The sequence below is a fragment of the Pontibacter sp. 13R65 genome (genome assembly GCF_047525655.1).
In the GTDB taxonomy this organism is placed as follows: domain Bacteria; phylum Bacteroidota; class Bacteroidia; order Cytophagales; family Hymenobacteraceae; genus Pontibacter.
The window spans coordinates 352,557-376,568 of the sequence record NZ_JBLIQL010000002.1 but is presented as its reverse complement, the minus strand read 5'-3'; the positions used below and the strand labels follow the sequence as shown (position 1 = coordinate 376,568).

15 protein-coding genes are annotated in these 24,012 nt (G+C 44.7%); 11 read left to right on the top strand and 4 right to left on the bottom strand.

All coding sequences use genetic code 11. The features are described from left to right. Positions 1-100 precede the first annotated feature (100 nt). Positions 101-2,338, top strand: a complete 2,238-nt coding sequence (locus tag ACMA1I_RS04035) for a heavy metal translocating P-type ATPase (RefSeq protein ID WP_337067003.1) — start codon at positions 101-103, stop codon at positions 2,336-2,338. A gap of 277 nt (positions 2,339-2,615) precedes the next feature. Continuing rightward, complete coding sequence (locus ACMA1I_RS04030; protein WP_337067002.1) at positions 2,616-2,828, top strand: heavy-metal-associated domain-containing protein; 213 nt, start codon at positions 2,616-2,618, stop codon at positions 2,826-2,828. Positions 2,829-3,075: 247 nt separating this feature from the next. Here ACMA1I_RS04030 and ACMA1I_RS04025 read toward each other — a convergent pair whose 3' ends face one another. The 3 genes from ACMA1I_RS04025 to ACMA1I_RS04015 form a co-directional block, all read right to left on the bottom strand. Continuing rightward, entirely contained in the window at positions 3,076-4,101 is a 1,026-nt protein-coding gene (locus ACMA1I_RS04025; protein WP_337067001.1) for a type IX secretion system membrane protein PorP/SprF, read from the bottom strand. A 9-nt stretch (positions 4,102-4,110) separates the two neighbouring features. Further along, complete coding sequence (locus tag ACMA1I_RS04020) at positions 4,111-4,467, bottom strand: gliding motility-associated C-terminal domain-containing protein (RefSeq protein ID WP_337067000.1); 357 nt, start codon at positions 4,465-4,467, stop codon at positions 4,111-4,113. Between the two features lie 135 nt (positions 4,468-4,602). Beyond that, a complete protein-coding gene (locus ACMA1I_RS04015) occupies positions 4,603-10,827 on the bottom strand; it encodes a gliding motility-associated C-terminal domain-containing protein (RefSeq protein WP_337066999.1) in 6,225 nt (2,074 codons plus the stop codon). Positions 10,828-12,566: 1,739 nt separating this feature from the next. Here ACMA1I_RS04015 and ACMA1I_RS04010 point away from each other — a divergent pair. The 9 genes from ACMA1I_RS04010 to ACMA1I_RS03970 all read left to right on the top strand — a co-directional run bounded on the left by ACMA1I_RS04010 (position 12,567) and on the right by ACMA1I_RS03970 (position 22,656). Then, positions 12,567-13,958: an undecaprenyl-phosphate glucose phosphotransferase gene (locus tag ACMA1I_RS04010; RefSeq protein WP_337066998.1), complete on the top strand. Its 1,392-nt coding sequence runs from the start codon at positions 12,567-12,569 to the stop codon at positions 13,956-13,958. Then, on the top strand, positions 13,948-14,769 hold the full coding sequence (locus tag ACMA1I_RS04005; RefSeq protein WP_337066997.1) for a WecB/TagA/CpsF family glycosyltransferase: 822 nt from the start codon (positions 13,948-13,950) through the stop codon (positions 14,767-14,769). The genes ACMA1I_RS04010 and ACMA1I_RS04005 overlap by 11 nt, the downstream gene beginning before the upstream one ends. A gap of 358 nt (positions 14,770-15,127) precedes the next feature. Beyond that, positions 15,128-15,931, top strand: coding sequence for a glucose-1-phosphate cytidylyltransferase (gene rfbF / locus ACMA1I_RS04000; protein ID WP_337066996.1), 804 nt, complete (start codon positions 15,128-15,130; stop codon positions 15,929-15,931). A 42-nt stretch (positions 15,932-15,973) separates the two neighbouring features. Further along, entirely contained in the window at positions 15,974-17,065 is a 1,092-nt protein-coding gene (locus ACMA1I_RS03995; protein WP_337066995.1) for an SDR family oxidoreductase, read from the top strand. Positions 17,066-17,073: 8 nt separating this feature from the next. After that, complete coding sequence (gene rfbC, locus ACMA1I_RS03990) at positions 17,074-17,634, top strand: dTDP-4-dehydrorhamnose 3,5-epimerase (RefSeq protein WP_337066994.1); 561 nt, start codon at positions 17,074-17,076, stop codon at positions 17,632-17,634. Positions 17,635-17,916: 282 nt separating this feature from the next. Beyond that, positions 17,917-19,167 carry a class I SAM-dependent methyltransferase gene (locus ACMA1I_RS03985; RefSeq protein ID WP_337066993.1) on the top strand — a complete coding sequence of 417 codons (1,251 nt, stop codon included), beginning with the start codon at positions 17,917-17,919 and terminating at the stop codon, positions 19,165-19,167. Then, positions 19,145-20,476, top strand: a complete 1,332-nt coding sequence (locus ACMA1I_RS03980) for a DUF4910 domain-containing protein (RefSeq protein WP_337066992.1) — start codon at positions 19,145-19,147, stop codon at positions 20,474-20,476. Before ACMA1I_RS03985 ends, ACMA1I_RS03980 begins: the two co-directional genes overlap by 23 nt. A 207-nt stretch (positions 20,477-20,683) precedes the next feature. Next, positions 20,684-21,457, top strand: coding sequence for a nucleotidyltransferase family protein (locus ACMA1I_RS03975; protein ID WP_337066991.1), 774 nt, complete (start codon positions 20,684-20,686; stop codon positions 21,455-21,457). A gap of 11 nt (positions 21,458-21,468) precedes the next feature. Then, on the top strand, positions 21,469-22,656 hold the full coding sequence (locus ACMA1I_RS03970) for a glycosyltransferase family 4 protein (RefSeq protein ID WP_337066990.1): 1,188 nt from the start codon (positions 21,469-21,471) through the stop codon (positions 22,654-22,656). A gap of 35 nt (positions 22,657-22,691) precedes the next feature. Here the strand turns inward: ACMA1I_RS03970 and ACMA1I_RS03965 are convergent, their stop codons facing one another. Next, entirely contained in the window at positions 22,692-23,954 is a 1,263-nt protein-coding gene (locus ACMA1I_RS03965) for a glycosyltransferase family 61 protein (RefSeq protein ID WP_337066989.1), read from the bottom strand. Positions 23,955-24,012 lie beyond the last annotated feature (58 nt).

Sequence of the window (24,012 nt, the reverse complement as noted above, 5' to 3'; positions counted from 1 at the left end):
TCCTCGGAGCACTGTGGAAAATTTGCAAATCAAAGCTGTAAAACTGTAACGAACAGGGGCATGTTCTATTATAAATTTGTTGTAATGAATAAGAGACGAAATGGAAGCTATAATAGATACAAAAGTAGAGAAAAAAACTTTTCCCGTGGAGGGAATGACCTGTGCCTCATGCGCTTCAAGTATAGAGAGTATGCTGCGGGCAAAAGAAGGAGTGCAGGAGGCAAACGTTAATTTTGCCGGTAAAACAGTACAGGTTGCTTTTTCACCAGCTGTGGTTAAGCCGGAGCAGCTTAAGGCAACGGTTCAGGAAATTGGTTTCGACCTGCTTATAGAGCAGCAGACAAACGAGGACGTGGAGCAGCGACAAGAAGATGCGCTGACCAGACTAAAACAGAAAACAGTAGTAGCTGGCATACTGGCCTTGCCTGTTTTTATTTTAGGAATGTTTTTCCACGGATACTTTGGCTGGGGTAATTGGGCCATGCTCGTGCTTACCACACCTATTGTGGTTTGGGCAGGTCGGCATTTTTATACCGGTGCCTATAAACAGGCAAAACACCTGCGCGCGAACATGGATACCCTGGTGGCGCTGAGTACGGGCATTGCTTTTGCGTTCAGCGTGTTTAACACCGTGTATCCTTCTTTTTTTAGTTCGAGGGGGCTGGTGCCGCATGTTTATTACGAGGCTGTAGCGGTTATCATTGCCTTTATATTGTTAGGAAAGTACCTGGAGGAAAGAGCAAAAGGAAGGAGCGCATCTGCTATTAAAAAGCTGATGGGTCTGCAGCCCAAAACGGTTCGCATCAGGCGGAACGAGGTAGAGCAGGAGGTGCCGGTAGAGGAGGTTCACGCAGGGGACCTGGTGCTGCTGCTGCCCGGTGATCGGGTGCCGGTAGATGGGGAAGTGGTAGCCGGATCTTCTTATGTAGAAGAAAGCATGCTAAGCGGGGAGCCTCTGCCGGTGCAAAAGCAGAAAGGAGATAGCGTATTTGCCGGTACCATTAACCAGAAAGGAAGCCTTCAGCTTGTGGCCCGGAAAACTGGTAGTGAGACGATGCTGGCTTATATCATCCGGATGGTGCAGGATGCACAAGGAAGTAAGGCTCCGGTACAGAAACTAGTCGACAAGATTGCCGGAATTTTTGTGCCGGTTGTTTTAGCTCTTGCCTTGCTTACTCCGATAGTTTGGCTGCTGCTGGGGGGGCAGGCGTATTTGTCGGAGGCACTGGTTTCTATGATCTCGGTGTTGGTTATTGCCTGCCCCTGCGCTCTTGGCCTGGCCACCCCAACTGCAATTATGGTGGGAGTAGGAAGAGGTGCCGAAAATGGCATTTTGATTAAAGATGCAGAAAGTCTGGAAAGGGCGCAACATGTAAACGCCGTAGTGCTGGATAAGACTGGCACCATTACCATGGGCAAGCCTGCCGTAACGGATGTAATTTGGGCTGAGGAAGCGGCAAAACGTACCCAACTTGAGCAGGTATTTTATTCAATGGAGGCACAGTCGGAGCACCCGGTTGCTCAGGCGGTTTACATGCATTACAAGGAGCTGGGGTTGCAAACGCAGGAACCTACATGGTTTAACAGCCTGACAGGTTTGGGCATTGAAGCCAGGTTTGGAGAAACCAGCTACTTGGCAGGTAACGAAAAGCTGATGCGGCAGGAGGGAGTAGGCCTGTCAGATAAGTTGGTGCTGGCGGCCAGAGCGCTTCAGCAGGAGGCGAAAACAGCTATTTTCTTTAGCGATAGCCAGAAAGCACTTGCCGTTTTTGCCGTGAGTGACCCTATAAAAGCTACGGCAGCCGCCGGCATCCGAGCTTTAAAAGACGCAGGAGTAGCCGTATACATGCTTACCGGCGACAACCGCCAAACTGCCGAGGCTGTGGCAAAACAAGTAGATATTGACCATATTCAGGCTGAGATGCTGCCAACCGGTAAAGCTGATTTCGTGAAGCAGTTGCAACAGCAGGGTAAGACTGTAGCCATGGTCGGTGATGGTATAAACGATGCGCAGGCACTAGCCTTAGCCAATGTTAGTGTGGCCATGGGACAGGGAACCGACATTGCCATGGATGTAGCTGGCATTACTCTGATGCGCTCTGATCTGAATCAGGTAGCTGCCGCCATTCAGTTATCGCGGGCGACGGTCAGAACAATCAGGCAGAATCTTTTCTGGGCTTTCTTTTATAATGTTATTTGTATTCCGGTAGCAGCAGGGTTGTTGTTCCCCTTTACAGGATTTTTGCTGAACCCCATGCTGGCTGGTGCTGCAATGGCCTTAAGCTCAGTATCGGTGGTAGGAAACAGCCTGCGTCTTAAATCTGTAAAACTGAAATAGAGCCCTGGATGCTAAAAGGCGGAATGTAGCTCCTGAAGGGTAATTTCATTAGAATAATTGGATGGCTACGCCGAATATAGCTGTGCCCTACTCTAAAACAGATAATATAAGTGCATAAACAGGGAAGGGAGTACCAGATTTAGGCTTTGCCTTGTTTTTAAGAAATAGCCTCTGGAAGGCCTTTTTCATTAGAATAATTTAACTGTAAGGCACAATGCCTTTGGTTGAAGAAAGAGTAAAATAATAATTAATTTGATTAACAGTAAATAAATTAAATATGACAACTTACAAATTCAAAACAACTATAAACTGCGGAAGCTGTGTTAGAGCCGTAACTCCTCATCTTCAAAAACTAGAGGGAGTAGAGGAATGGAAAGTAGATACAGAGAACGCAGATAAAGTGCTGGAAGTAAAAACTAATATACTCACTGCAGAAGACATCCAGCAAACAGTGCAGAAAGCCGGCTTTAAAGCAGAAAAAATAGCCTAAGCTTTTTGAGTAGAAATTTAAAGCACAAAAGGAATATGTAAAACAATGTTTCTACCTGCTGTGCCCTAGGCCTTCCAGAGACTAATTTTTCTCTGGAAGGCCTTTTTCATTAGAATAATTGAGGGGTTATGCTGATTTAATGGTACAAATGAAAAAAGCGAACCGGACGGCTCGCCTTTTTGCTGAAAATAATAAGCTGTCCTGTTAGCCGTTAGATAATCACTGCCAAAGGGAAACGTTTTCTATGCTACCAGGCCCAATTAGGGCATAGTACTTTTGCAGCGTTTCGCAATTTCAGACCTAGCACCACTTCGTGGCTACCCGAGTTAGCTCCTCTTAAAGGAGAGGTTCCTGCGTCGTAAGAATAGGCAAGGTCCATTAGTGGGCTAATATTAATACCTGCCATTGCGGCAACCGCCTCGTTGTGCCGGTAAGATACACCTGCCCACAAACGATCAGCATACATTACTTTCATGTTAGCATCTACAGAGGCGGGACTTGGAGTAGCCATTTTTACCATCACCGAAGGTATAACCGCCAGCCCAGGTGCTACATTAAACCGGTAACCGGCTGTGGTATAATAATGCTGCTGCAATTCTCCCGATTGGTCTGCACCACTGGTGGTGGTAATCATGTACTCACGCTGGCTCGGCAACAATTGGGATCCGGAAACGCCTACATAAAAAATAGGAGAGTAGAGCCAAAAACCCAGGTTCAGGTCAAATTTAGTTTCGTTGGCACGACCGTCGTTCAGAGCCGGGTCGTTCATGTTCACAGCTCTAATTCTACTTGGGTCGAGGCTATATTGAATTAAACCAGGTGCCACGCCAGCCGAAAAACGCAATGTGCGTGTAAGGGGCTGGTGGTAAGCATAGCTTAAGTTCAGGCTGCTGCGCTTCAACACACCTGTTTTGGTGGTCATGGCGGTGGCGCCAATTCCATGGTGCGCTTTTACCCTGCGGTACATATTCACTCTTTTAGTTGTTGCTTCCTTTGGCACGTCCTTAAACTTTCTGCTGCCATATTTAGCTGTCAGGTCTTTGTTCAGTGGCATGTGCACTGTGGTATAATAAGTTACCGGAGCACCTTCGAGGCCGCTCCACTGGTGTCTGGTGCCAAATTTTACATCAGTATAATCTTCAATACCTGAAATTGCAGGGTTTGCCAGGTAGTTATTCAGTGTGTACTGCGAAAACTGAGGCTTTTGCTGCGCCAGTACCGGCATTGCCGCCAGGCAAAGCACAGCTATAAAAGGAAGTATAAGTTTGTTCATGAAGTCTGATTATTTAACAATGGTCACAGATCCAGAAATAGGTTTGTCTTTGTTGTTGTTGAAATGAATAACATAAAAATAGCTGGCTGTAGGTAATACATTCCCATTATGCCGGCCATCCCAGGGTTTTGTGTAGCCATTGGAGCTAAAAACTATGGAACCCCACTGATTGAACACCTGAACTTTGCAATTGGTAAACTCCGATAAACCTTTAATCTCCCAGTAATCGTTCACACCATCCCGATTAGGAGTAAATGTGTTTGGAATGTTTTTTCTGATTAACTGAATATCCTGCGTTAGTTGTTGTGCCTCAATATGGCCTGCCAGCATACAAGTAAAAATGCCCGCCGCAAAAAGTTTGTACATAGACTTGAATTAGATGAGTATAATTCTGGATTTGTGGCATTCTTTGTTTTGACATAGAATGCCACAAATATATTATTCCCACATTATTTTAAAAATGCTATTTGTTTCTTTTATAAAAGCTATTCATCATCTAATTTATTTTACAATCGAAACACTGCCAGCCAATGGTTTTTCAGTGGTATCCAGTTTAATAATATAATAGTAGGTGGCCATAGGTAACTCTTGCCCGTTAAACCGCCCATCCCATGCCGCCTTGTACCCTTGAGAAGTAAACACCAGCGTACCCCACTGGTTAAATACCTGAACCTGACAATTAGCATACTGCGTGAGGTGCGGTATTTCCCATGTGTCGTTTATGCCATCGCTGTTTGGTGTAAAGGTATTTGGCACATCTACAGCAGGAAGCACGGTAACAGTTACCTGATCCGTAGAAATGCAGCCTTCTCTGGTTGTGACGGTTACAGTATAAGTTGTTGTAGCTTCCGGAGAGGCTATGGGGGCGGCAACTGTAGGGTCGTTCAATCCTGCAGCTGGCGACCAGGAATAACTGGTGCCTCCGCTAGCTTTTAGGGTGGCGTTACGGCCTTTTATGAATGTTACATCAGGACCCGCATCTGCTGTTGGGGCAGACACTGTTACAGTTACTGCCTGTCTCTCACCTGCACACGACAAACTGACTTCCTGCACATAATAGGTAGTGCTGGCAGAGAGCACCGGGGTTGTAAAGGTAGATCCACTATGAATTGGGTTGCCTCCGGTTGCTGTTGTGAACCATTCCAGCTTTCCTCCTGTACCGGTAGCGCTCAACTGGGCGGCTGTATTGTAGCAAATACCCACATTCGCAGCTTTCGGTGCCTTAGGTAATTGATTTATACTAATGGCTACCACCTCGCTCACCAATCTGTCGCAAGATTCAGAGGTTACCACACGTCTGTACCATGTGTTACGGGTAAGCACCTCTGGGCTATAGTTCTGATTATTATTTACACCAGGAGCAGTAGTAAAGCCTGTGCCAGGGCCAGTGGTGCTGCTTTCCCAAAGGTAAGAGTAGCTTCCGCTGCCACCAGTAGGTAGAGAGCCTGTTAGGGAGGTAGGAGCAGTTCCGTAGCAGATAGTCTGACTGGAGCTAATTCTATTATTAGCCATTGCCGGTTTTACAGTAATGAGTACGGCAGCACTGGTATCTGTAAAAGGACCTGAAATAACCACTCTTCTAAACCAGGTGTCTTGAGTAAGGGCAGCAGGCGCATAGTCTTTGCCTCCACTGGCCCCAGTTGCCGTTACGAAGCCCGAAGTGGCGCCTTTGGTGCTGGCCTGCCACAAGTACAGGTAGCTGCCTTCGCCGCCTCCAGGTGTAGTGCCGCTCAGTGGAGCGGGCTTGTTGCCATAGCAAATTGTTTGGCTGGCCTGTACAGTGTTGGCTGTAACATTAGGAATTACAGAAATTTTAATTGCCGGCGAAATATCCTCACAGCCGCCTGATGTTACTATGCGACGGTACCAGGTGGTTTGGGTAAGCGCCTGCGGAGCATAATGTATATCGGTACGAGAACCAATAACCGGGCTAAAGCCACTATCTGGACCAGTTGTACTGCTTTCCCAGGCATAGGTGTACTTGCCGCTGCCTCCGGTAGGCTGTGAGCCAGTAAGTGGCGAAGGTTTCTGGCCCGCATAGATATTCTGGGAAAAAGCGATGGTGTTTCGTGCAATCACAGGAGATACTGTGATTTGCACTGGCTCCGACATGCGCGTACACGCTCCGGAAATAACTACTCTCCGGTACCAGGTGCTGGTTGTGAGCGCTGCAGGAGCATAATCTTTACCTGTTGCGCCCGGCACATCTGCATAAGGGCCATTTTTGCTGTCAGTAGAGAATTGCCACTGATAAGCAAAGTTACCAACGCTACCCTTCGGAACAGACCCTGATAAGGCAACTGGCACTGTGCCGAAGCATATTACCTGGTCCTCTGTGATGGTATTTTCTGTGATGATCTCGTTTACCACCACCTTAACGGCCGCCGACACATCATTGCATTGGCTTGAGGCAGCTTTGCGGCGGAACCAGGTTGTTTTCTCTAGCTTTGGCGCTTGATAGTTTAAAGTGGTATTGTTTCCTGCAGCCGCTGCAAAGGTCTGGCCGTCGGTACTGCTCTCCCACAAGTAAGTAAATGTGTTGTCGCCACCAGTTGGTTTAACCGCGGTAAATACACCAGGTGCCTCTCCTGCACAAATAGTTTGCTCTGGTGTGCTGATGGTGTTGCCCGCGATTGCTGGCTGAACAGTTATTTTAACCGCCGTACTTACGTTTAACGCACAAGGGCCAGAGGTAACCACTCTTCTATAAAAGGTAGTCTCTGTTATTGGTTCTTCTGTTGCATAGGTTGCCTTTGTGTTGTCTCCTGCGGCAGGTCGGTAGCTGCCTTCTATGCCGGTGGCGCTGCTTTCCCAAAGGAAAGTATATTCCCCATTGCCACCAACCGGGGTGGTTGCACTTAAAGGTCTGAATTCGTCTCCCATGCAAATGGTCTGCGACTGGCTTACAATGTTATTGGTTAGGGCTGGCAGCACTTTTACAGCTTCGCTTACACTTGCATTACAAGGTCCGGCCGTTACCACTCTTCTGTACCACAATATCTGGTTGTAAAAAGAGGGAGTATAGTTTGCACTGTGGTTCTGGCCAGGGGCGATGGTAAAGTTTTCGCCGTCGGTACTCACCTGCCACGTATAGGTGTGTTCGCCATTGCCTCCAGCCGGTTTGCTTCCTGCCAGCGTAATAGTAGATGCATTTACAGCACACACTACTGGCTCGCCGGCAATACTATTCAGGGTAATGGGTTTATCTACTGTTATTTTGATGATTTGCTCACTGATGCTCTCCTGGCAAGTACCGGATAATACTTTACGACGGAACCAGGTAGTTTGAGTAAGGGTGCCAGGGCTGTAATTTTGCTTATTGTTTTCCGGGCCTGCTGCTGGCTCAAATCCATCTACTGTGCCAATAATGCTGCTTTCCCAAAGGTATCTGTATTCTCCTGAGCCTCCTGTCGGTTTTTCTCCTATCAACTCTGGTACTGTACTGCCTTCGCAAAGACTGTTATTGCCTCTGATGATGTTGTTGGCGATAACCGGCGTAACCGTTATAAGCACTGGTGCAGATACATCGGTACAGGTGGCAGACCTCACGATCCGACGGAAGTAGGTGCTGCGAGTAAGGGCTCCGGGGGCATAATCTGCAGCAATTGCTCCAGTTACTTCGGTATATCCTGTGGTTTCTGCCAGGCTGCTTTCCCAGCGGAAGGTATAAGTGCCATTTCCGCCTACAGGCTCGCTTCCTGACAGGGCAATTGGTGTCTGGCCAGCGCAAATGGTTTGATGATCCGTAATGCTGTTTTGGTCCAGCACCGGCAATACGTGAACCTGAACCTGAGTTTGAGGGCCAGCACATCCTGCAATAACTCCTTCCACTACAAAAGTAGTGTTGGCATTAACGGTAGGTGTAAAGACTCTGCCGGTGTGCAACAGGGTGCCTTGCTGGTTATACCACTTATAAGACTCCGCTGTACCAACTGCCGTAAGCGTGGCAGTGCCTGGTCCGCATAAAGTAACGGCATCTACCACCGGGGCAGGAGTTTCAGGCCGAACTACTACAGTTACTTCTCTGCGGGCGCTGGTGCAGCCATTGTCCGAGAGCGTCTCTACTAAGAATTTGGTGTCTTTTGTTAAATTGCCTGTAGTAAAGGATGTACCGCTGGCAAGCTGTTGGCCAGCCTGGTCATACCAGATAATGGTTCCTTGCGGGTTTTCGGCACTAAGCGTGGTGGATGTGCCATAGCAGATGGTCGCACCTACAACAGCAGGTACAGCAGGCAAAGGCTTCACTGTAATGGTTGCCTGATCTGTTGTAAAACAGGTGCCTGTGTAGTAGGTATAGGTAAGGGTGTAACTTCCGATTTTAGAAGGTGTAAAGGTACCGTCTTTACTTACAAGCTCAGAACCACTCCACAAGCCGCCGGCCGGAGTTGCTTGCAGTGCAAAAGAGCCTGCATTAAGGCAAACTTCCCGATCATCACCGGCATTGGCAACAATTGCCTCTGTTACGGTCATGGTCATCTCATCAAAATTAGTGCAGCCTGCAGCGTTGGTGTAAGTGTACCGGATCACGAAATCACCCTTGCCAGCGGGTATAAAGTGACCCTCTGATACGTTGGGTCCTGTCCAGGTTCCGCCTGCCGGTTTACCTTCCAGTTTAATTGGCTCCGGGTTATCACATACTGTTTTGTTAGCGCCTGCCTCTACGGTTGGAAGTGGCTTCACAATAACTTTAACAGTGGCTGTGTTACTGCAGCCGGTGGTTTCATCGATGCCTGTAACGGTGTAGGTGGTCGTTTCGGCAGGAGTCGCCAAAACCTCTGCGCCGGTAGTTGCACTTAAGCCTGTAGCAGGTGACCAAGTGTAGGTTGTACCCCCCGAGGCAGTAAGCGTGGCAACAGCCTGGCCTAAGCAAATTTCGGTTGTGGAGCTGCTGACCGATATAGTAGGTAAGGGTTTTACTACTATGGTTATAGAAGCTGTACTGGTACAACCTGTAGCCGTGTTTGTTCCGGTAACAGTATAGGTAGTGGTTTGTGTAGGCTTAACAGTAACTTGGTTTCCAGTAGTCGCACTAAGTCCTGCTGCAGTTTGCCATTTATAAGAGTTAGCCCCTGAAACGGTAAGAGTTGTTTCTTCACCAATACAGATTTCAGGTTTGCCTGGTGCAATCTTAACATTGGGCAAAGGATTTATGGTGATGCGCTGTTTTGCCGGAGCAGAGGTTTCGCCACATTCATTTATAGCATAGGCCCATGTTTCGTACACAACCTGAGCTTCTGCTGCTGAAAAACTGATGCTCGGGTACTGAGTGTTTCCGCTATTATTCTCAAAGCTGGCTTCCCCTGTCCCTGTTATTACTTTAACCTCCCACTTATAACCGGAGATGGTGCCAAAGTTAGCCTTATAAGAAGGAGTATGTTTAGCATTGTCTGGTGAAAAACTGATGCTGGTGGTGCCACAATAGGGAGCCGGTGCCTTTGGTAAAGCCACTAGAGGTTTGCCAGCCACGGTAACAGGAATTGTTTTAATGCTGTTGGGCGAGCAGCCATTGCTAACCGTTAAAGTAATGTTATACTCACCCGGATTAGTAATGGAAATGCGGGGCTCCTTAGAGTTAGCCTTAGTACCACCTGTAAAGGTCCAACCGGTCGCGGCTGTTCCATCAGCTTTTGTTACCAACCAGGTATGTACTATGTTTTCACCCTCAGAGGCATCTGTAACAGTAAAGGTGCCAGGTGAGCAGCCATTTTCAGGTAGCTGAGAAATCGAAAAATTGGCAGTAGGAGGGGAGGTTATGGTTATGGTCTCTTCTTTGGTGCTGCCTGAACAAGTTGAATTGGCATCCTCAGGGCTTACAGCAAGTTTTACTACGTAAGAACCGGGTTCTGTAAAGACTACCACTGGCTTTTTGGCGTTAACGTTGCCACTTTGAATAAACCAACCAGTAGCAGGCTCAATACTCCATTGAGTTCTATGAGTCGATAAGTTTCTGGATGCATCGTAGCCGCTGTTCGATGCGTCGTTTAAGGTAATAGGTTGATTCACGCATCCTATTTTAGAGGCGAGCCCAATGTCGGCGATGGGTCCTTTCGAAATCCTGATGCCGCTCCAGGTAGACTTGGAGGTAAGGCAAGGGTTGGTGGCAAGGGCAGTTAAGGTAAAGCCACCTGGTTTATCGTGAGACGATTCACTGAAAGTGTGCTCGATGTAAGGTTGTGCCAGCAACTCGGCATGCGTACGTGAAATGGTAGGAGAACCATCATCAAAATTAAATGTGTAGGTCGTAAAGGGAGAATTTCGCTCAAAGCTGTTGATATCGAACCTGTAGGTAGCCGGAGAGCAGTCAGTGCTATTGCCAGCGTTAGAAAGGCCAATACCTGGATTACTACCCACAAAAACCAGTTCGGATTTTTTCTGTGTACAGCCATCTTCGCTGGTTACGGTTAGCACAAGGTCGTAAGAGCCAGCTGCACGATACACGTGACTAGTCGTATTGAAATCCTTCCCAAACGTATTGCTAGTACCATCACCCCATGCAATATGGTAGCTGGCATTGGTTGCTTTAGTAGACGAAGTGTTTTCCACTACCATATTAAAGGTGGCAGTGCTTATGTTAGACGTACAGTAAGTGAACTTATAATAGGGGTTTGTGATGCTGGCGTCAGGTAATTTATCACAATTTTGCTGCGCCAATACATCCTGGTTGCTCATTAGAACCAGTAGTGCCAGAATGCATGAAAGCATACCAGCTTTCTTTTTGAGTGCCATAGCGAAGTGCTGAAAAACTAGAGGGTGATTTCTTAGCTGTGTGTAGAGAAAGCAGAAAGACACAGGAGTGTACTTACGGCTTTCTGATAAGCAGTTAGGTTTTGCTATTGGTTAAGTTCTGGTAAAGTGAAAGTATATAATATAGAGGTTGCAGCAGAGAGCTCATGATGAAACCTTATGTTTAGAAGAGATATACCTGCTTGGGCAGGGAATAGTAATCGTATTTTCATATTTTGGCTAAAAGTTAATTGGATTCCAACGTTAATAAGTCCATAGTGGCCATTTTATATGGCGTCTTTACTAAAAGATGATTTATTATATCAAATTTCCCTATATCAGTTTATTAAGATATGGACAAATTGATAAAAGAATAAGTCAGAAGATTAGTTCAATGTTGGCACGAATAATTTCATTTTGCTAATTTTTGTATTTGAATAATCCAATAAATTGCTTGCTTTGAATTTGCTCTTAATAGCTAATGACCTTAATGTTAGTTATTAAAGAGTTTCCAGCATGTGTAGCTTCAAGCAATTTACACTTAAGAGACTAATTAATGGTAGTTATATTAGAAAAGTTAAAAAATAACAACTGTTTAATAATAATGCATGATACTAATTCTGCTGATGTACCTGGTGGTCTTTAATTTTCCCAGCTTGCAACAGCAGATTCAATTCTAATTCATTATTAGTATACATTAAGTTCAAGTAAAAAATGCGCAGGCTCTGCTAAGAATATATTTAAGTCTACATATAATAGAGCATCCTAATCTTTTAAATAATGAGCAAAAGCTTTTCTAATTCAACTAAAGCTAAAACTAGCACATTCTGATAACCATAGTCTACGGTGTTTTAGAGTAACCAATTTAGTTTAGACCAAGGTGATATAGTGCCGACTTCAAAAAACTTAAACAGAGTGAAGGTAGATGTGGATTAATTTGTAATACCGCTAAACTACCTTATAACACTAGGAGAGAAGCAAAAATTTATTACAGCGGATGAATATGCGTTTCATTTTGGGAAAATCAAATTTGTTGCCAATTTTTTTGATATAAATTTCTTTAGTAGTTTTTAAAAATTAATAAAGAAATAAATTTTGTACTTTTTCCAAGACAGGATATTTGAGCTTTATCTAGAGATTAAAAAATATAGACCTGCTTATTAAATAAGATTCAGTTTGGGGGCAGGAAATAGATTTGAAAGATAGACTTTTTGATGTGTTTGTTTTTAAATATGCTATCATGAAAATTAGCTAAAAGACTGTGTTTTAAGTAATTCTATGATAAAATATAGCATTTTAACATATTTTAACTGTCCTTAAAATGTTATATAACGATATGACAGTTTTGTTAGTCGGTACTATTGGTGTTGGCAGCAGCAGCTGTTTTATATAATTTAAAAACTGTATTAAAATAATATACGGCTGGAATAAAATATATAAAATTTATTTTGGCTTATATATCCTCTCTAAATCCTAAAACTAAATAAAGTATAAAGCGTAAGAAACCATAAATCTCAGGAACATGCTCCTGAAGCATTTATTAACAGCTTTTGCCAAACAATATGGAAACTAAATATAACAGGATTAATATATTTAAATAACCTAATATTAGGCTTTTATTCGATTTTAGTCTGGAACTGCACGAGAAACTGATGATGATGAAGAACAGGATTTTAATTTCAAAAGAATACTAGGCCAGAGTTAAACATTTCAATATGATTAAATAAGTACAAAATATAGCCATGAATAAGTATCGACACTACTATAGCTTCAATAGAATTTTATTATTAGCCATAGACATCACACTGATTGCCTTCGCTTTTAAAATTTCTAACCTCTTTCGTTACGGTGATCTAGAACTGACACGTCAGTATAGTATCTTCTTTGTTTTGTTCGCGCTTGTTTGGTGGATTGTTTCCGGGTTCTCCAACTTCGTATTCAGAATAGATGCCTGGTTGCCAATAGGAAAGAAATATGCTAATCTTGTAAATGCCTTTATCCTACATGCTATCATTCTGGCAGCTTGTATTGTAGTTTTTAATCTGGAAGAACTTTCAAGGCTTTTACTTCTTTACACCTATCTATTAACGGCATCGTTGATTGGTGCCAATAGATTTGTCTTACAGCTTGTAAGCAAATATTTCACTAAATCAGATATGGCTTACTCCCGCTTTGTTATTCTTGGAACTGGTCCGGCTGCAGTATCGCTTTACCAGACTTTCAGCAACGACAATCCAGGAACTAAATTCATGGGTTTCTTCGACGATGCTCCTGATAAGAAAAATCCTTATCCTAATATGGTGAAGGGTGGCAATGCTGACGTGAAAGAATTCTGTCTTCAGAATGGTATTGACGAGATCTACTATGCACAGCCTCTGAACAACAAAGAAGAAATTGATGAGCTGTCGGAATTCGCCGATAACAACTTCATGTACTTCCGTATGGTTCCTGACTTTAGCGCCATTGTACAGCGTGATGTGAACATGTATTTTTACCAGAACATCCCAATGATCAGCATAAGAAGAGAGCCGCTTGAGCTTGTGGCGAACCGCGTCATGAAACGTGCTTTCGATATTGCTTTCTCCTTGTTTGTCATACTGTTTATTTTTCCGATTCTGCTACCGATTATAGCTATTGCCATTAAACTGGATTCTAAAGGACCGATCTTCTTTAAGCAACTACGGCCAGGTAAGAAAAACAGACTCTTTGTGTGCTACAAGTTCCGCACCATGAAGGTAAACAACCAGACAGAGCTTCAGGCAACGCAGCATGACCCTCGTGTAACCAGGGTAGGACGTTTCCTTCGTAAATCTAACCTGGATGAAATTCCACAGTTCTTTAATGTATTGCTAGGTGATATGTCGGTAGTAGGTCCACGTCCGAACCTGGTGTCTCAGCTAGACCATTACTCTAAAGTAATCAACAAATACCATATGCGCCATTTCGTAACACCAGGAATTACAGGTTATGCTCAAGTAAGTGGTTTCCGTGGAGAAACAAAAGAGCTCAAGCTGATGGAGAAACGAGTGGAGTATGATGTAAAATACATGGAGAACTGGAGCTTCATGATGGACATGAAAATTATCTTCCTCACAGTTTGGAACATGATCAAAGGAGAGAAAAATGCATACTAAGTTACAAGATTCGCCTGCTGTTAGTCTGAAAGGCCCAATCGGCGAAAAACGCAAACTTCTTACCTCCTATATCTCAACTGGTAGCTTCGACACCTTTGTAGACCAGATCTTTTGGCTCACAGAGCATAAAAAGTCTTCTTATGTATGTTTTGCCAATGTGCACATGCTGGTAGAAGCCTACAAAGATCAAGCTTTTAACGAGGTTTTGAATAAGGCCGATGTTGCCACTCCAGATGGAGGTCCTGTTTCAAAAATTATGAAGCTGTTTTATGGGCAGGAGCAGGACCGGGTGGCTGGCATGGATTTATTACCGCGTTTGCTTCGGGAGGCTGCTGCCAAAGGCAAGTCAGTTTATTTCTATGGCTCTACCGATGAGGTGCTTAATACGGTGGTTACGAAAGCGAAGCAGGAAATGCCTGATCTGAAAATTGCTGGTTTTTATTCGCCGCCGTTCCGAAAGCTAACAGAAGAAGAGGATGCTTCTATAACTGATATGATTAATGACGCTAAACCTGACCTTGTTTTTGTGGCGCTTGGATGCCCGAAGCAGGAACGGTGGATGGCGGATCACAAAGACAGAGTGAATGCCTGTATGTTAGGCGTAGGGCAGGCCTTTCTGACCTTTGCAGGCTTGGAAAAGAGGCTGCCAAAATGGGCCAGAGATCTGTCTTTGGAATGGACTTACCGCTTGTATCTGGAGCCAAAACGACTTTGGAAAAGGTATTTAGTTACCAACAGCATGTTTGTTCTATTGACTTTAAAAATGCTCGTTACGCGCAACTACAAAGAAAATAATGTGCGATCCGCTTGATGTTCTTTTAATTTAAGAATTTTTGAAGTACATATTATCTCTCAAAATAACATTCTACTGCTTGGTTTAAGTATCTAAGCTAAATATACAAAGGCCTCAAAAGCACCTGAAAAATGCTTCTGAGGCCTTTTTGATTATACTATACTGTAATGGTTGTATGTAAAAAAGCGGTTTGTTAACTGCTGTTAAAACATAAGATGAAGAACCAGATTAAAAGAAAATTAAAAATATCTTGAAAATCTGGAAAACACTATATCAAAATTCAACAATTGACGTAAGGTAGATCAAAGCAGCACCTGAAGGTGAGCAATAACAAGATATATACATATTTAAACAGTAGAAACAACTCTTTACATTTATGAAAGCAGTAATACTCGCAGGAGGCTTCGGTACCAGAATCAGTGAAGAAAGTGGAATACGCCCTAAACCTATGGTTGAAATTGGAGGTAAGCCTATTCTTTGGCATATCATGAAAATTTACTCTTCACATGGTATAAACGAATTTATTATTTGCTGTGGTTATAAAGGCCACATGATCAAAGAATATTTTTCAAATTATTTCCTATACAACTCTGATGTGACTTTTGATATGCAAAAGAACAGCATGGAAGTGCATCAGAACAATACTGAGTCGTGGAAGGTAACCCTGGTAGATACTGGTGAGGGAACTTTAACTGGTGGCCGTTTGAAGCGTGTGAAAAACTACCTTGGTGATGAGACGTTTTGCATGACATATGGAGACGGTGTAAGCGATGTAGATATTTCTGCTGCCGTTGCCTATCATAAAGAACAAGGTACACTGGCCACACTTACTGCTGTACAACAGCCAGGCCGATTTGGTGCTTTTACCTTGGCTACTGAAGATACCAAGGTAAATCATTTCAAAGAAAAGCCATCCGGAGGCGAAATGCCCTGGATTAACGGTGGATTCTTTGTACTGGAGCCGGCTGTACTAGATTATATAGAAGGTGATTCTACTACCTGGGAACGTGAGCCAATGGAAAAACTGGCGGAAGAAGGAGAACTTTCTGCTTTCAGACATACTGGTTTTTGGCAGCCAATGGACACTCTACGCGATAAACATCTGCTCGAAGAACTTTGGCAAAGTGGCAAAGCTCCTTGGCATATCTGGAGCAAAGCCTATTCAGGAGCTATTGTGTAATTAGCATTGCTTCAGGTTTCTACCTTTATAATATATTTGTTTATGAGAATTCTTATTACTGGTAATCTTGGATACCTGGGCACTGGCGTAGTAATGCAATTGCGGACAGCTTTTCCAGAGGCAACCTTAATAGGCTATGACATGGCTTATTTTGCATCCAGTGCCAGTAATTCAAGTGTTTTACCGGAGAAGAGTCTCGATGAGCAGGTTTATGGTGATGTTCGTAACATGCCTGCCGAAGTGCTCGATGGGGTAGACGCCGTAGTGCATCTGGCGGCCCTTCCCGAAGATCTGCTGGGGCAGAAATACGATAGCATAACAAAAGATGTGAATTACACGGCCACTATCCGCATGGCAGAACTAGCAAAGGCAGTAGGAGTAGAGGCCTTTGTTTTTGCTTCTACCTGTAGCATGTACGGAGCGGCTGAAGAAAGCGATGTGTCCGAATTTTCGGATTTAAATCCAATCTCCAATCATGCAGCTGCCAAGTTGCAGGCGGAGTTGGATCTGGAGCCACTTGCCGGCGATGGGTTTAGTATCACCTGCTTGCGCTTTCCTACTGCCTGCGGCATGAGCGACAAACCTCGTTTGGGCCTGCTGCTAAACGATATGGTGGCTGAAGCCATTACAACAGGCAGTGTACGTGTGTCTGCCACCAATAATTACTGGCAACCACTGCTCCACGTGCAGGATATGGCGAGAGCCATTGAATGGGCTGTAACAAGAGATATAGCTCACGGAGGAGAATACCTGATAATCAATGCCGGAAGTAACTCCTGGAACTTCAGAACCCACGACCTGGGGCAAGCTGTTGCAGAGGCTATTCCGGGTACAATGCTCCATTTTACCGACGACGAGGTAGCAGATAATCGCTCATATAAAGTCAATTTCGATTTGTTTAAAGCCTTGGCGCCAAACCATCAGCCATTATACACCTTAACAGAGGCGATTGCAGAAATGCGCAACGGGTTGTCAGCGAAAATGCTTAACAGCGACAACGCAGGAGAATTACAGCTTAACCGCCTCTTAGCACTAAATAAACTGGAAGAGCAAGGCCTGTTGGATCATCAGCTTCGGTGGGCTCATCAGAGAATAGTTTCTGACAGAGAACTTGCCTTGGAATTATTAGATTAACCCTATCTATGATATTTACTGAAACAAAATTAAAAGGCGCTTATATTGTTGATATTAAACGCATTGAAGATGATCGCGGATTTTTTGGAAGAGCCTGGTGTAAGCAGGAATTTGAAGAAGTAGGCTTATCTACCAATGTAGTTCAAACCAATTTGTCTTCTAATAAAAAGAAAGGCACCCTTCGCGGGCTACATTTTCAGGTTACACCGCATGCTGAGTCTAAGTTGGTGCGCTGCACCAGGGGAGCTCTTTATGATGTTATTATTGACCTGCGCGAGCAGTCTCCAACCTACAGGCAATGGATAGGTGTAGAGCTCACAGCCGATAGCTTCAGGATGCTGTACGTGCCTGAAAATTTCGGACATGGCTTTATTACTCTAGAAGATAACACCGATATCATGTACCAGGTTACGGAGTATTATGCTCCCGCCGCAGAACGGGGCATCAGGTATAATGATCCTGCTTTTAACATAGAATGGCCGATGGAGCCATTGGTGATTTCTGATAAAGATCTTGCGCACGCCGATTTTTCAGATGAGGTAGCCAGGCCATTGCCATCCATCTCTTAGAATTACCAGTAAATAATCAATCCTCTCAGGCATTTTCGTTCAATTGCCTGTGGTCAAAGCCATGCCCTAAGGCGAAAGGAAAAATAAAACCCCCGGAAGGGCAATTTTATTAGAATAATTTTTAGGTGTAGGTGATGCTCTGTTGCAATACCACCAAAAAATAGCCTAACTATTTAGGTCCTGATTACTTCAATCCTCTTGTAATTTTATTTTTCACTTTATCATTGACGATGCCGGACACATAGTTTAAGAAACTTTTACTATATTAATTCAATCCAACATATGAAATGTCGATTCTGCAAACAACCGCTTCACAACAAGTTTGTGGACCTGGTCAACTGCCCTCCTTCAAACTCTTTTTTGAGTGCTTCGCAGTTAAACGAGCCAGAGACATATTTCCCGCTAACAATTTACGCCTGCGATAACTGTCATCTTGTTCAAGTAGATGAGTATAAAAAGGCTACTGACATATTTAACAATGAGTATGTGTACTTTTCTTCTTACTCGAAAAGTTGGGTAGAGCATGCCAGGCGTTATGCCAATGCCATGATCGAGCGTTTTGGTTATAACGAGAAATCATATGTAATAGAAATAGCGTCTAACGATGGGTACCTTTTGCAGCACTTTAAAGACAAAGGGGTACCAGTGTTGGGTATTGAGCCTACCCAGAATACTGCCAACGCTGCTATTTTGAAAGGTATTCCCACTATTTCTGAATATTTTGGGTCGGAGTTCGGCAGGAAACTGAGCCGCCGCAGGCAAAAAGCTAACCTCCTGATAGGAAATAACGTGCTGGCTCACGTGCCGGACATTGATGATTTTGTGGAGGGATTGAAATGTGCCTTACGCAGAGGCGGCGTCATTACGATGGAATTTCCGCACCTGCTCCGCCTGGTAGAAGATTGCCAGTTCGACACCATTTACCATGAGCACTTTTCTTACCTGTCTTTCACTACTGTGAAGAAGATTTTTGAGGCACACGCATTAGAAATGTTCGATGTGGAGGAGGTACCCACACATGGTGGATCACTGCGTATTTTCGCCAAACACAAGAAGGACAAAGACAAAGAGATTTCGCCACGGGTGCAGGCCCTGCTCGACAAAGAAGAAGAAGCCGGCATTAAAACCTCTGATTACTACCTGAACTTTCAGGAGCGGGTAGATAAAATTAAGTATGATGCGCTGGATTTCCTGATCGACAAAAAGCGCCAGGGGAAAAAAGTAATAGGCTATGGTGCCGCTGCCAAAGGCAATACTTTGCTGAATTATGCCGGTGTTAAAGGCAACGACTTGATTCAGTTTGTGGTAGATGCGGCTCCGTCTAAGCAAGGGAAATTTTTGCCAGGCAGCCGCATTCCGGTTTACAACGAAGCAAAAATTAGGGAGTACCAGCCAGATTACATTATTATAATGCCCTGGAACCTGAAAGATGAGATTATGGAACAGCTCGCTTATGTGGGGGAATGGGGTTGCCAGTTTGTAGTATTTGTTCCGGAAGTAATGGTTTACGATGCAGTATTTAGTACACTCTGATACAGAAACATTACCGGTAGCTACCGTTGGGCAGGAAATGCACCAGCTGGTAGCCCGGCTTTACCCGATTTGCAGAAGTATTACCGGCGAAGGCGTGCGGCAAACGCTCCGGATACTGCAGGAGTACATACCGTTAGAAATACACGAGGTGCCTAGCGGAACTCCTGTTTTTGATTGGGTTGTTCCAAAAGAATGGAATATCCGCGATGCCTACGTACGAAATGAGCAAGGTGAGAAAATTATTGATTTCAATGCCTGCAACCTGCATATACTCCATTACAGTCTACCGGTGCGGAAGCAGTTACCTCTGCAGGAGCTAAAAAAGCACCTGTTCAGTTTGCCGGACCAGCCCCAATTAATACCTTATAAAACCTCTTATTACAAGCCTGACTGGGGTTTCTGTTTGGCCGATGAACAGCTGCAGCAGCTGCCAGAAGGCCAGTATGAAGCGGTAATAGATGCCACACTTGAAGACGGATCTCTGACCTATGGCGAATTCTACCTGCCTGGCGAATCAGCCGAAGAAGTACTTATTTCCTGCCATGTATGCCATCCCTCGCTCTGCAACGATAACTTATCAGGTATAGCAGTGGCTACGTATTTAGCCACTGCCCTGGCTACAAAAAAGAACCGCTACTCTTACCGGTTCCTTTTTATTCCGGTTACCATCGGCTCCATTACCTGGCTTAGCCGAAACGAAGACAAACTGGCCAACATCAAGCATGGCCTGGTACTAACCTTGCTGGGCGATGAGGCTGGCTTTACTTATAAACGCAGCCGTGAAGGCAAATTTGAAATAGATGAGGTGGTGGAGCATGTCTTGCAGGCACGGCAGAAACAACACCAACTAATCGATTTTTTCCCGTATGGCTACGATGAGCGCCAGTATTGTTCTCCAGCCTTTAATTTGCCGGTTGGCTGCCTTATGCGGTCACGGCATGGTGAGTTCCCGGAATATCATACCTCCGCCGATAACCTGGATTTTGTAAAAGCCGATTGTCTGGAAGAGTCGTTAGATGTGGTAAAGGAGGTGACTACAGTGCTGGAACAGAACAGGCGGTACCTGAACACAAACCCCAAATGCGAGCCTCAGCTCGGGAAAAGAGGCCTGTACGATTCCATTGCTGGCAGCGGGAGTAACTGGAAATCGTGGGAAATGGCGATGCTATGGCTTCTGAATCTTTCTGATGGCCGGTTTACACTGCTGGATATTTCCAAAAGGGCAGGCATTCCGTTTCATACCATCAGCGAAGTTGCAAGTGTGTTGGAGCAGCATCAACTACTGGAACCTTTTACATTAACTTCTTAAAACGAATTATTCTAATAAAAATGCCCTTCCAGACCCATTTCTGGCTTTCTTACCTCCATGCTTCAGGTTAAACTCTAGGTTATGTGAAGGCTCATTGATCTCCGGAAGGCTATTTTTATTAGAATAATTTCATGTCTTCACACCAGTTGAGTATTTCCGCCACATCAGATAATGCTCCAGTTTTTACCTATTCCACATGAAGCATACATGAAGATTACAGGATTAATTCCGGCTGCCGGTTTAGGAACAAGATTATCGCCGCTACCTTGTAGCAAAGAGCTTGTTCCTATAGGTTTTGGTCCTCACCCGGAGCATGGGGAGCAGCACCCGAAGGTGGTATCGCAGTATTTGCTGGACCACATGCAGCAGGCTGGCGCAAAAAAGGTGTTCTTTATCCTGCGCAAAGGCAAATGGGACATTCCGAACTACTTTGGCGATGGCAGTCAGTATGGACTCAACCTGGCTTACCTGATGATGCAAAATCCAAACGGCACGCCGTTTTCCCTTAACCAGGCATACGAGTTTGTGCAGGATTCGGTGGTCCTGTTCGGGTTTCCGGATATTCTGGTTTCCGGAGAGACCCTGTACACGTCTCTGCTGCACAAACTGGACCAAACGCAGGCCGATGTGGTGCTAGGGCTGTTTCAAGTAAAAAGGCCTCACACCTGGGATATGGTAGAGACAAGCCCAGATGGGGAGGTGCAGCAACTGGTCATTAAGTCAGCTGCCACTACTTTGCCATATGGCTGGGCTATTGCCTGTTGGCGACCTGCTTTCACTCATTTTATGCAGAACCACCTGCAGATGTTGCAGCAGCAAATGCTGGAAACCGGCACCGAAGGAGAAGTGAGTGTGGGCGCTGTCATTCAGGCCGCCATAGACAACGGCCTAAAAGTTCAATCCGTATGCTTCCCTGACAGTTTTTGCCTGGACACCGGCACGCCCGAAGATTTGCGGGAAGCCATTAAACTTCTTACTTAACTTACTTATTAATGCGCATTTTAATTATACACAATCACTACAAACAAGTTGGAGGCGAAGACACCGTGTTTTTTGCGGAAGCAGCGCTTCTGGAGAAACATGGACATGAGGTAGAGAAGTTTGCTTTCTCAAACAATAATGTTGTGAGTGCCTTAGATAAAGTGCAGGCAGCGTTGGGCGTGGTGTATAACCCCAAAAGCGCCAGGCTTATCCGGGACAAAATGCAGGAGTTTAAGCCAGATGTGGTGCATGTGCATAATTTCTTCCCGTTAGTTTCGCCAGCCGTTTTTAGTGTTTGTCAGCAGCTGGGCGTGCCTGTGGTCATGACGCTCCACAATTACCGGTTGGTTTGCCCCAGCGCTTTGCTTTTTTATAAGGGGAAGGTGCAAACTGAAAATATTAACCAGGTTTTCCCAGTAAAGGCCATCTTGAATAAGGTGTATCGCGAGTCAGCCTTTCAGACAGCTTCTGTTGTGCTGGCAACTGGCGTACATAAACTGCTCGGTACATGGCGAAATAAAATAGATCGGTTTATTGTGCTCACACCGGGTGCTGCCGCACTTTTTCAAAATTCATCTTTGCGCCCTAAGCCGGGGCAACTGGTTGTGAAGCCGAACTTTACCGAAGATCTAGGAACAGGAGCTAGTCAACGCAACAATTATTTTTTATTTGTAGGCAGACTGACACCTGAAAAAGGCGTGGAAACTTTATTGAAAGCACACCAACTAAAGCCTTTCCCTCTTAAGATTATTGGTGATGGGCCTCTGGCAGACAAGGTAGCGGCTTACGCAGCCAAACATGCGGAGGTTGAGTATCTGGGGTTTCAGAAAAGAGACAGGGTTGTGCAGGAGCTAAAACAGGCGAAAGCGCTTATCTTTCCTTCGGAGTGGCACGAAACGTTTGGTATGACTATAGTAGAGGCTTTTTCTACGGCTACACCGGCTATTGCAGCCGAAATAGGAGGGGCCGCTCACCTGGTGCAGGAGCGATACAATGGTCTGCTTTATGCACCAGGCCAGGCAGCCATGCTGGCCGAAAAAGTACAACAACTACAGCAGGACGAAGCTCTAGCCAACACTTTGGCAATAGGGGCAAGAGCCAGTTATGAGCAGCATTACACGCCGCAGGCTAATTACGATCTTCTAATCAATATATACCAAGAAGTGATATCCGCTAAAAAAGCAAAAGCCCATCTGTAACAGACGGGCTTTTGCTTTTTTAGCGGATATCACATTTATAAGGAGTGATGCTCCGGTACTGCTGTCCGGTCGTCTATCTTAGTATTAGTTTTTTCTGCTTCTATGCGTGCGACAGCAGCAAGTACTTTATCTATTTCAACTGTCATGTGCTCTCTTTGGCCATCGTCTGCATTTTTGATTTTGCTGTTTCCTTTGCAGATCACATAATCATAATCGAGCCCGATTTTAGGGGCAATGTCGTAAAATGGCTCCAAAATAAATCCTTCGCAGAAAATCTCGATAAGCTTTGTGCCAGGTCTGCAGAAGAGCATGTTAATTAAACCTGCTCCTGAGGCACCAATTACAATTTCTGCTTTTGAGAACATCTGTATCTTTTCCAGAATGCTGTATTTGCTGGAGATGATATTTACAAAACCGTATGGCTCCAGGGCCTTGAGAAGTTCCTGCTCGTTAAGCACATTGCGTATGGCGGAGTCTGAGCGGCTGATGTAAAGGCGAAGCGGCTTCTCGTTAGCTGCGGTATTATCTTCTGCAAAAGGAAAGAAATGTTCCTGGTTAAATTTCCATAGCCACTCCGGCACAATAGTATTGCTGCCACGCGGTGCAGTGGAGGCAACCACCCGATCGGCTATAACATGCGGGTGCTCATCGCCGGCAATCAATTTTTCTTTCGGAATACCCAGCATCTCCAGGGTTTCGGTCTGATAGCTGTAGCGTAGGCTGGGTACTAAAAACCAGTCTATGCTGTTATACAAGCCGGCCTTCTGGAGCAGGTGCAGCCTGGGCAGCACATCTACAAACCAGTGCGATATGTTGTTGATGCCAGCACCTCCCGTGAGCAGAGTAAACAAAGTGCCCTCCACTTTTAGAGGCGCAGTAAAATATAACTGATTAAAAATGTTGTTCTGGCTGGCGGGGGTAACCTTCCCATTGGTAAGGCTAAGCGATACGTTTTCTATTACCCGGTTCTGCTGCGACACAATAGCAACACTGTTCTGGTTGTCTGTGTAGATACGCCCATTAGGCACTTCCACCACCATATAATCTGTCTCTACACTTTTTACGGGCTTCCAATAATCAGAGCAAGCAGCATATAAGTCGTCGGTTACGCGCAGGTAAGACTTTAAATGGCGGTAAATAGGGTGAACTGTAAGTTCTTCAGGGTCAACTTGAGAAACATCATCCAAGGAAAAAGAGCAGACCCCCTTTGGTTTATATTGGGTATTATAAGGAATATATCGGCCTAAAACCTTCTTTATTCTTTTGAGTCCTTTCTTATAAAGAGTAGTTAATTTCATATAAATGGAAAATTGAATATATGCAATGTATACGTTTTAAATTTAAATTTAGTACTAA

Bases quoted from the DNA above. Each gene is read 5' to 3' on its own strand.
- ACMA1I_RS04035 (WP_337067003.1), top strand. From the start codon at position 101: ATGGAAGCTATAATAGATACAAAAGTAGAGAAAAAAACTTTTCCCGTG.
- ACMA1I_RS04030 (WP_337067002.1), top strand. From the start codon at position 2,616: ATGACAACTTACAAATTCAAAACAACTATAAACTGCGGAAGCTGTGTT.
- ACMA1I_RS04025 (WP_337067001.1), bottom strand. From the start codon at position 4,101: ATGAACAAACTTATACTTCCTTTTATAGCTGTGCTTTGCCTGGCGGCA.
- ACMA1I_RS04020 (WP_337067000.1), bottom strand. From the start codon at position 4,467: ATGTACAAACTTTTTGCGGCGGGCATTTTTACTTGTATGCTGGCAGGC.
- ACMA1I_RS04015 (WP_337066999.1), bottom strand. From the start codon at position 10,827: ATGGCACTCAAAAAGAAAGCTGGTATGCTTTCATGCATTCTGGCACTA.
- ACMA1I_RS04010 (WP_337066998.1), top strand. From the start codon at position 12,567: ATGAATAAGTATCGACACTACTATAGCTTCAATAGAATTTTATTATTA.
- ACMA1I_RS04005 (WP_337066997.1), top strand. From the start codon at position 13,948: ATGCATACTAAGTTACAAGATTCGCCTGCTGTTAGTCTGAAAGGCCCA.
- rfbF (WP_337066996.1), top strand. From the start codon at position 15,128: ATGAAAGCAGTAATACTCGCAGGAGGCTTCGGTACCAGAATCAGTGAA.
- ACMA1I_RS03995 (WP_337066995.1), top strand. From the start codon at position 15,974: ATGAGAATTCTTATTACTGGTAATCTTGGATACCTGGGCACTGGCGTA.
- rfbC (WP_337066994.1), top strand. From the start codon at position 17,074: ATGATATTTACTGAAACAAAATTAAAAGGCGCTTATATTGTTGATATT.
- ACMA1I_RS03985 (WP_337066993.1), top strand. From the start codon at position 17,917: ATGAAATGTCGATTCTGCAAACAACCGCTTCACAACAAGTTTGTGGAC.
- ACMA1I_RS03980 (WP_337066992.1), top strand. From the start codon at position 19,145: ATGCAGTATTTAGTACACTCTGATACAGAAACATTACCGGTAGCTACC.
- ACMA1I_RS03975 (WP_337066991.1), top strand. From the start codon at position 20,684: ATGAAGATTACAGGATTAATTCCGGCTGCCGGTTTAGGAACAAGATTA.
- ACMA1I_RS03970 (WP_337066990.1), top strand. From the start codon at position 21,469: ATGCGCATTTTAATTATACACAATCACTACAAACAAGTTGGAGGCGAA.
- ACMA1I_RS03965 (WP_337066989.1), bottom strand. From the start codon at position 23,954: ATGAAATTAACTACTCTTTATAAGAAAGGACTCAAAAGAATAAAGAAG.